We start from the raw sequence: 8646 nt of genomic DNA, 5'->3' as shown, positions 1-8646 counted from the left end.
CACCACTGCCTTCACCACCCTCGCCACCGTGGCCATGTCCATGACCGCCATCGCCGTCACCCTCGCCGCTGTGTCCGTGGCCATGACCTCCATCGCCGTCACCCTCGCCACCGTGGCCATGACCATGACCGCCATCGCCGTCACCTTCGCCGCCATGGCCATGACCATGACCGCCATCACCGTCACCCTCGCCACCGTGGCCATGACCATGACCGCCATCGCCGTCACCCTCGCCGCCGTGGCCGTGGCCATGACCGCCATCGCCGTCACCCTCGCCACCGTGGCCATGACCATGACCGCCATCGCCGTCACCCTCGCCACCGTGGCCATGTCCATGACCGCCATCGCCGTCACCATCGCCGCCGTGGCCGTGACCATGACCGCCATCGCCGTCACCCTCGCCACCGTGGCCGTGGCCATGACCGCCATCGCCGTCACCCTCGCCGCCGTGGCCGTGGCCATGACCGCCATCGCCGTCACCATCGCCGCCGTGACCATGACCATGACCATGACCGCCATCGCCGTCACCATCACCACCGTGGCCATGTCCATGACCGCCGTCGCCATCGCCATCACCATCACCACCATGGCCATGACCATGCCCATGCCCATGCCCCCCACCACCGTCCCCACCATCCCCGCCGTTATCGCCGCCACCGTTGTTGCCGCCATCGCCGCCCGTGCCGCCATTCCCCGAGCCATCGCCACCGCTTCCAGCGCCGCCGTTACCGTTGCCGCCGGAACCGCCGTTACCATTGTTGCCGCCGGTATTTCCCGAGCCCACCCCGCCGGTGCCGGAATTAGCCGAACTATTTCCGCCACTGCTGCCCGCGCCCGGCGACGACGTCCCGCTGCCCGGCGACGAGCCGGTGGACGACGTCGGACCGAGCCCCGCCGCCGCGATGCCGAGGGCACCCGCCCCGAGTTGCCCGAATCCCCCCGAGGTGCAGCCCGGCCCGCCGCCCGACGGACATCCGCCGTACACGCTCGCCTCGGCGAGCACCATCACTCCAGGATTGGTTGCTGGCGCGGCGGTGCTCCCCGAATTCGTCTGCGCACCCGCCATCGCCGCATAAAGACTGACCGCGACCGCCAAAGCCGCCCGCCGCGTGCCAAGTATCCACGCGTCCCCGTTTTGCTTTTTCATTTCATCCTCCTAATTATTTCCCCTGAGCGACCGGTCCAATTAACGAGTGAATCTCCGCTCGTGAAAAAAAACGAAAGTCAAAGCCTTTGCGCAGCTTCGCCTTATGCGAATTAAAATGCGCTCGCACTAAATACTTCTCTCACGGAAAATCCCCGGTCCGATTTGGCGTGCTTCGAGAGAATGGGCTGGCCGTGCGCGCACATGATCGTGAGAGCCGCACAGCGAGGCTTGATGGACGTTGAAGTTATTCGCAGTGCAATCGCGCGACCGTGCGCTAGACCACGCAATGCGATATTGCCGATGCGGCGTGCCAGGCAGGGGAAAACGACGATGCGTCCGCCAAATCCGCTAATCCAGATTCTTCATACGGGAAGTTAAAACTATCACGCTCGATGCAATTTGAGCGACATAAAGAAAATTAACATTTGGTTTTATCGGATGAATTCAGATCATTTACACATCATCCGTTTTATTCATGTGGCCATTCGCACATAAACAAGAAAATTGGAAAAGCCGAATGAGAGAAATCCAATAGACAACACCATGAAAATCACCGAAATGCGCGCGCGAAACATTACGCGTCGTTGCATAACGCCTGTGCGTCGCAAAGAGCGATGTCGCGATGTGCGCTGCCGCGCACAGTCGCCGAACGTGCGGCTCAGCCGTACGCGATCGCGACCCACTCCATCGGCAAAGTGTCGCGGCACAACCACCAGCGCGTCAGATAACCAACACATCGGCACGCACGCTTTTTCCGGAGCATTCCCACCATCTTCCGCGCCACCGTCGCGTATCGTCGTTGCGCTGCCCGCAAACGCCCGTCCCCGCGAGCTACTGCGCGGGATCGCCCCCATACGCGGGTAAACCTTTGTTTGACTTCGTCGCGCCGCCCCGTTTACTGCACGCAGCCGAACCTCTCAATCCGCTTTCATTCACCGCCCGCATTTTGTTTGGTCTGCTGAGCAGTGTTCTGCGAGCGCCCTCCCCTCTCCGACGAGGTACAACATGGTTACTATCTCCAGCAGCGCCGTCGACGAATTCAAATCCACACTGCGCGGCCAGCTTCTGCTGCCCGACACGCCGGGCTTCGACACGGCGCGCAGCATCTGGAACGCGATGATCGACCGTACTCCCGCGATGATCCTGCGCTGCGCGGGTGTCGCCGACGTGCGCAGCGGCGTCGCCTTCGCGCGCGACAACGGCCTGCCGCTCGCCATTCGCGGCGGCGGCCACAATATCGGCGGCAGCGCTGTGTGCGACGATGGCCTCGTGCTCGATCTGTCCACGATGAAATCGGTGCGTATCGACCCGCAAGCGCGGCGCGCGTATGTCGAACCCGGCGCGACGCTGCATGATTTCGATCACGAAGCGCAGGCATTCGGACTCGCGACACCACTCGGCATCAACTCGACGACCGGCGTCGCAGGTCTGACGCTCGGCGGCGGCTTCGGCTGGCTGAGCCGCCGCTACGGCATGACGATCGACAACCTCGTCGCGGCCGACATCGTCACCGCCGACGGTGAGTTCCGCCACGTGAGCGCCACTTCGCACGACGATCTGTTCTGGGCGATTCGCGGCGGCGGCGGCAATTTCGGCGTCGTTACGCTATTCGAGTTCGCGCTTCATGAGGTCGGCCCGCTCGTGTATGGCGGCCTCGTCGTGTTGCCGCTCGCCGACGCGAAGGAAGCACTGATCAAATACCGCGATGCCGCGCCGGCAATGCCCGACGAGCTGGCCGTCTGGGCGGTCGCGCGGCTCGCGCCGCCGCTGCCGTTCCTGCCGCCCGACGTACACGGCAAACCCGTGCTGGTGTTCGCGATGTGCTACAACGGCCCGGTCGACCAAGGCCCGGACGCGGTAGAAGCCGCGCGCGGCTTCGGCAAGCCGCTCGGCGAACATCTTGGTCCGATGCCCCTCGAAGTCTGGCAACAGGCCTTCGATCCGCTGCTCACGCCGGGCGCGCGCAACTACTGGAAGTCGCACAACCTCGCCACCATCGACGATGGTCTGATCGACGCACTGATCCGCGCGATCGACACGCTGCCGTCCACGCAATGCGAAATTTTCTTCGGGCTGATCGGTGCGCAAACGCAGCGCGTGGCGGTCGACGCAACCGCTTACCCGGCTCGCGAGACGCTATACGCGATGAACGTGCACGGCCGCTGGGACGATGCGCGCGACGACGAGCGCTGCGTCGCATGGGCGCGCGACTTTTTCGACGCGGCGCGCCCGTTTGCGCTAGGCAGCGTGTACGTCAACTTCATGACCGAGGAAGAAGGCGGCCGTATCGCGGATGCCTATGGGCCCAACTATGAGCGGCTCGTCGCCGTGAAGAACCGCTACGATCCGCACAACCTGTTCCGCCATAACCAGAACATTCGCCCAACGCTGTAGCGACGACGCGCAACGGCAAGCAGCGCAAAACCGCGAACTGCAAATCGCCGCGCCGCCCTCGCGCAAGGCGGCGCGGCCCTTGGGCACGCTCCCTGCTATTTTGTCGGCCGCGGATGCCCGCGATGCGTGCTTCGCGCGTCGCGGCACGCCCGCTCAACGACAATCATCGCGCGCACGGAACCTCTCGTGCGCAAATGAGAACAAAGCAAAGCAAGGCGGGCAATTCGCCGCACTCTTCCATAACGTACAACATGCGTGAGAAACGCAAAGGAAAACAGTCATGCGCAGACGACAATTCATCATGACCGGCAGCGCTGCATTGGCCGTCGCAGGCCTGAGCCTCACCGGTTGCACGACGACTTCGCCGTCCTCGAACGCATCGCCGTCGGCCAATGCCGGAAAGCGCGACACGATCAACGCCGGCGTCGACTCGACGCTCGCGCGTCTCTACGAAAACGTCGACGGTTCGCGCGAGCTCGTTGCGAAAGCGCGCGGCGTGCTGGTGTTTCCGTCGGTGATCTCGGCCGGCTTCTGGGTCGGCGCACAGTATGGTGAAGGGGCGATGCGCATCGGCGGCCGCACGGTCGGCTACTTCAGCACGGTCGCGGGCTCGTTCGGGTTGCAGATCGGCGCGCAGTCGAAGGCGCTCGTGTTTCTGTTCATGACGCAGGAAGCGCTCGACGAATTCATGCACAGCCAGGGCTGGGCGGTCGGCGCGAATGCGACCGTCGCCGTGCTGAAGGTCGGCGCGAACGGCGCGGTCGATTCCTCGACCGCAACGAGTCCGGTGCAAGCTTTCGTGTTGACTAACGGCGGTTTGATGGCCGGCGTGTCGCTCGAAGGCACGAAGGTGTCCCGGCTGATTATTTGAGTATCTGAGCGCAGCGCCCAGCGGACGCATCCCTCGCGCGCACGGCGCGCGGTATCTGCTCGCGACCGTGATCCTGAGCGGCCTCCTGATGGTGCTGTTCGGCGTATTGCGGGTCGGCAAACTGATCCGCATGGTCCCGCATCCGGTGATGCGAGCGCGCGTGAGGTGTGTGCTCGCGTGACCGTCGACATGAGCGCCGGCAACGCGGCCTGGCGGTTTAGCGCTGCTCCGGCAACTTGAACACCGAGATCGCCGCCGACAATTGCCCGGTCTGCGTCTTCAGCACATCGGCCGCCGCGCTCGCTTCCTCGACGAGCGCCGCATTCTGCTGCGTCGTCTGATCCATGCTCGCGACCGCGATGTTGACCTGCTCGATGCCCGAGGTCTGCTCGGCCGACGCCGCGCTGATCTCGCCCATGATGTCGTTGACGCGACGTACCGCCTGCACGACTTCCTGCATCGTGTCGCCCGCGCGTCCGACGTGCTCCGAACCGCCCGCGATCTGCGCGGCCGATTCCTCGATCAGCGCCTTGATCTCCTTCGCGGCCGCCGCGCTGCGTTGCGCGAGCGTACGCACTTCGCCCGCGACCACCGCGAAACCGCGGCCCTCCTCGCCCGCGCGCGCCGCCTCGACGGCCGCGTTCAACGCGAGGATGTTGGTCTGAAACGCAATCCCTTCGATCACGCCGATGATGTCGCCGATCCGGTGCGACGACTGTGAAATCCCGCGCATCGTGTCGATCACCTGGCCGACCACCGCGCCGCCGCGCGCCGCGGTCTCCGAAGCGTTGTGCGCGAGCTGGCTCGCCTGCTTCGCGTTGTCGGCGTTCTGACGCACGGTCGCAGTGATCTGCTCCATGCTCGACGCGGTCTCGCCGAGCGCGGCCGCCTGCTGCTCGGTGCGGCGCGACAGATCCGAATTGCCCGCGGCAATCTCGTTCGATACCGACGAAATCAGCGTCGCGCCGCCGCGAATCTGCTCGATCGCCTGCGCGAGACGCTGCTGCATCCGTTTCATCGCGGCGAGCAGGCTGGTACTGTCGCCGGTCTTCGTATCGACGATCACGTCGAGGTCGCCGTCCGCGATTCGCGACGCGATCTGCACCGCGTACGCCGGTTCGCCGCCAAGCTGACGCAGAATGCTGCGCAGAATCACGCCGATCACCAGCGACACGAGCGCGCAAAGCACTAGCGCCGCGATCACGTATTGCACGAGGGTGCGGTAGAACATCGCCTCGATGTCGTCCGTGAACACGCCGGTGACGATGGTCCAGTCCCACGGCTTGTAAAGCCGCATGTAGTTGCTCTTCGGCGCGAGCTGGTCGGTGCCGGGCTTCGGGAACATCAGATGAACGAATGCCTCGCCTTCGCGCTGGGTTTGCTCGGAACCCTCCTTGAACACATGACGGCCGTCCGGATCGGTGACGGTGGTCATGTCCTTGCCGACGAGGTCGGCGCGCGTGGCATGCATCAGCACGTGCGCGTGGCTGTCTTCGAGCACCAGGTAGCCGCCGGCGCCGTCGTAGCGCATCGCGCGCAGGTCGTCCATCGCGGCGCGCTGCGCGTCGGCGAGCGGCATCGTGCCGGCCGCGGCGAGCGCGTTGTAGTGATCGAGCACGCTGTACGCGATGCTGACCACGCTTTTCAGCTCGTCCTCGCGATCGGCGATCATCGTGTCGCGAGTTTTGTACGCTCCCCACAGGCCGATCGCCAGAATGCCCATGCACATCACCGCGAGCGCGAGCCACAGCCGCACTTTCAGGCGAAACCGTTCCATCTTCCGTATCCCTTGTCGTGGTTTGCGGCGGTCCGCGCAAGCGGACGCCGCAAACGTTTCATGTCGTTGTCGGGATTAACGGCGCGACGGCGGAAAACTTCAGTGCTACTCCAAGGTTGCGGGTTTCAGTCCGCCGGCAGCGTCAGCGCCGCCACTTCGCAGCGCGGCCATTGCCGCAGCACGTCGGGCGACATCAGCAGCTTGGCCGCGCGCACGCCGGCGCCCATCACGATCTGCGCACGGTCCATCACCGCGGCGTCGACCAGCACGCGCCATTCGGCCGGCAGACCAAAGGCGGTGATGCCGCCGAACTCCATCTGGCTATGCTCGACCGCCGCCTCGCGCTTCGCGAATGACAGCCGCTGCGCGCCGAGCGCGGCCTTCACCGCGCCGTTGATGTCGAGCCGCCGTGAGCCCAGCGACACCAGCGCCGCATAGTGCTCGCCACCGTCTTTCTTGTAGCGGATCACGATCGTGTTCGCGCAGTCTTCGAGGCCGAAGCCATAGCGCGCGCTGAATGCGGCGGTGTCGGAGGCGTCGTCGGTAACCGCGAACACCGTGATTCCGTGCGCCGGCAATTGTTCGATGACATGCGCGGGCAGATGCGCGCTCCACTGGTCGCGCTCGATGACGTCCAGTTGCCGTACGAGTTCGTGCGAATGCATGATGAGCGGAAAGGTGACATTAACCCGCTGCATTCTAGCGGTACGCGCGGGCGGCCGCGGAACGGGCCATGCAAGCAGGCCATGAAGCCCACCGCTTAACTTGTATAGTGATGGGCACGAGGTTTGCGACGAAGCAAACACCGTGAAAGCGCCGTCACGATTCAGACACGATCATGGACATCGACACCCTTTCTCGCGAGAACCTCCAGCAGGCCGCGCGTCACCAGGCCAATTGGGCGATGGGCGCACTTCGGCAGTTCACGGAGAACCGCTGTCTGGAGATGGCGGCGAGCATCGCGTTCTATGCGGCGTTCTCGCTCGCGCCGACGCTCGTGATGGTGATCGCGGTGGCCGGCTGGTTCTTCGGACCGGCGGCAGCGCGCGGCGAGCTGTTTGGCCACATCAACGGCCTGATCGGCGACCAGGCCGCGGCCGGCGTGCAGACGATCGTCGAAAACGCGCACCACGCGGGCGCCAAAGGCGGCATCGCGACGATCATTTCCTTTTCACTGCTGGCGATCGGCGCGTCGGCGACGTTCTCGTCGCTGAACAGCGCGCTCAATATAGTGTGGCCGTACAGCGGGCCGCGCACGGCCAGCTGGCTCGCGCTGGTGCGGGTGCGGCTGATTTCGTTCGGGCTCGTGCTCGGCGTCGCGTTCCTGCTGATCGTGTCGCTGGTGCTCGATACGGTCATCGCCTTTATCGGCGAATGGCTGTGGGGCGACTCGCCGTATGTCGTGATCGGCAATCTGCTACAGCTCGGCGTCGGTCTGCTCGTGTTGGTCTTCGCGTTCGCCGGACTGCTGAAGTTCCTGCCCGACGCCCGGGTGCTATGGCGCGATGCGCTGGTGGGCGGCGTCGTCGCGGCCGTGTTGTTTACGGCCGGGAGAAAGCTGTTCGCGCTCTATCTCGCGCATGCGGGAATGGCCAGCGCGTTCGGCGCGGCCGGCTCGCTCGCGGTCCTGCTGATGTGGCTGTACTTCTCGGCGCTGGTGCTGCTGCTCGGCGCGGAGTTCTCGGCGGCGCGCGGCAGGCTGCACGATCCGCGCGGCGGCTGGGGCATGCAGGCAGAAGCGCCGCCGGGCAGCCGCGCGAAGCTCGCGTCGGTGCTGGCGGCATCGACCGTCGCGGCAAATGCGGTTTCTTCGGCTCGCTCGGCTGTGCCTGTTGGCGGCCAAACGACCGCGCCGCTGCTGCGGTCGGGGATCGACGCGGCGGCGCAAAAGCGCTCCGCGCATGAAACCGCGGTCGACGTGACGCGCAAGGTGCTCGACGTCGAAGCGCAAGCCACCCGTCTCGCGGCGTCGGCGATCGTCGAAGCACGCCGCCAGGCGACGGCCGCCGACCGCTACGTTCGACGCAACCCATGGACCTCCGTGCTGCTCGCGGCCGCCGCGGGGCTCACGGCCGCGGCCGTGGCGCGCCGTGGCGCCGATAGGCGCTGAAACGTGTTGCGCCGTCAAACCGCTCGATGGCGCTTGGACACAACGCGCCTTTTCTGTCCAGCCTGTCTAGTCATTTTGTTGGCTGTTTCTTTATGCTTTCGCTACAAAATCAGGCAGACGTGTAGACGACTAGATTACGTTTAGCATGCAAATCGACGCCGAAAGTGCGTCAAATCACCCGGTCACTATCAACAAATCAACAATAATGCGCATCAGACCAATAAATATTGCGCAAATAGAAATAATCGTTGATGGCTTTAAATACAAGGGTTTGCATCGATTGTCAGTTTTTGGCGACACTCTTTTTTTTCCGTTTCTACCCGGCGGATGCGCTGAGCTATTCTGCT

The 8646-nt window shown here is 64.5% G+C and carries 6 protein-coding genes and 1 pseudogene; 5 read left to right on the top strand and 2 right to left on the bottom strand.

The window, feature by feature from the left end:
* The 4 genes and pseudogenes from AB3X94_RS26790 to AB3X94_RS26775 form a co-directional block, all read left to right on the top strand.
* On the top strand, positions 1 to 1261 hold a 1261-nt coding region (locus tag AB3X94_RS26790), incomplete at its 5' end, for a hypothetical protein (protein ID WP_368613172.1).
* Between the two features lie 891 nt (positions 1262 to 2152).
* Positions 2153 to 3541 carry an FAD-binding oxidoreductase gene (locus AB3X94_RS26785; protein WP_176106615.1) on the top strand — a complete coding sequence of 463 codons (1389 nt, stop codon included), beginning with the start codon at positions 2153 to 2155 and terminating at the stop codon, positions 3539 to 3541.
* A 280-nt stretch (positions 3542 to 3821) separates the two neighbouring features.
* Positions 3822 to 4412 carry a YSC84-related protein gene (locus AB3X94_RS26780; protein WP_176106616.1) on the top strand — a complete coding sequence of 197 codons (591 nt, stop codon included), beginning with the start codon at positions 3822 to 3824 and terminating at the stop codon, positions 4410 to 4412.
* A gap of 40 nt (positions 4413 to 4452) precedes the next feature.
* Positions 4453 to 4563, top strand: a pseudogene (locus tag AB3X94_RS26775) (SulP family inorganic anion transporter); the annotation flags it as partial.
* A 66-nt stretch (positions 4564 to 4629) separates the two neighbouring features.
* On the opposite strand, the gene AB3X94_RS26770 reads toward AB3X94_RS26775, so the two are convergent.
* Positions 4630 to 6189 (bottom strand): methyl-accepting chemotaxis protein, encoded by a 1560-nt coding sequence (locus AB3X94_RS26770; protein WP_368613171.1) that lies wholly within the window; start codon positions 6187 to 6189, stop codon positions 4630 to 4632.
* 125 nt (positions 6190 to 6314) lie between these two features.
* Positions 6315 to 6854, bottom strand: coding sequence for a YbaK/EbsC family protein (locus AB3X94_RS26765; protein ID WP_176110463.1), 540 nt, complete (start codon positions 6852 to 6854; stop codon positions 6315 to 6317).
* A gap of 173 nt (positions 6855 to 7027) precedes the next feature.
* Here AB3X94_RS26765 and AB3X94_RS26760 point away from each other — a divergent pair, with 173 nt between their 5' ends.
* Complete coding sequence (locus AB3X94_RS26760; protein ID WP_176106618.1) at positions 7028 to 8299, top strand: YihY/virulence factor BrkB family protein; 1272 nt, start codon at positions 7028 to 7030, stop codon at positions 8297 to 8299.
* Positions 8300 to 8646 lie beyond the last annotated feature (347 nt).

This window comes from Paraburkholderia sp. BR10923, assembly GCF_040948765.1.
GTDB classification, from domain to species: domain Bacteria; phylum Pseudomonadota; class Gammaproteobacteria; order Burkholderiales; family Burkholderiaceae; genus Paraburkholderia; species Paraburkholderia youngii.
This window is presented reverse-complemented; position numbering and strand designations above follow the sequence as displayed.

Coding starts and splice junctions, on each gene's coding strand:
- AB3X94_RS26780 (WP_176106616.1), top strand. CDS start 3,822: ATGCGCAGACGACAATTCATCATGACCGGCAGCGCTGCATTGGCCGTC.
- AB3X94_RS26765 (WP_176110463.1), bottom strand. CDS start 6,854: ATGCATTCGCACGAACTCGTACGGCAACTGGACGTCATCGAGCGCGAC.
- AB3X94_RS26760 (WP_176106618.1), top strand. CDS start 7,028: ATGGACATCGACACCCTTTCTCGCGAGAACCTCCAGCAGGCCGCGCGT.
- AB3X94_RS26770 (WP_368613171.1), bottom strand. CDS start 6,189: ATGGAACGGTTTCGCCTGAAAGTGCGGCTGTGGCTCGCGCTCGCGGTG.
- AB3X94_RS26785 (WP_176106615.1), top strand. CDS start 2,153: ATGGTTACTATCTCCAGCAGCGCCGTCGACGAATTCAAATCCACACTG.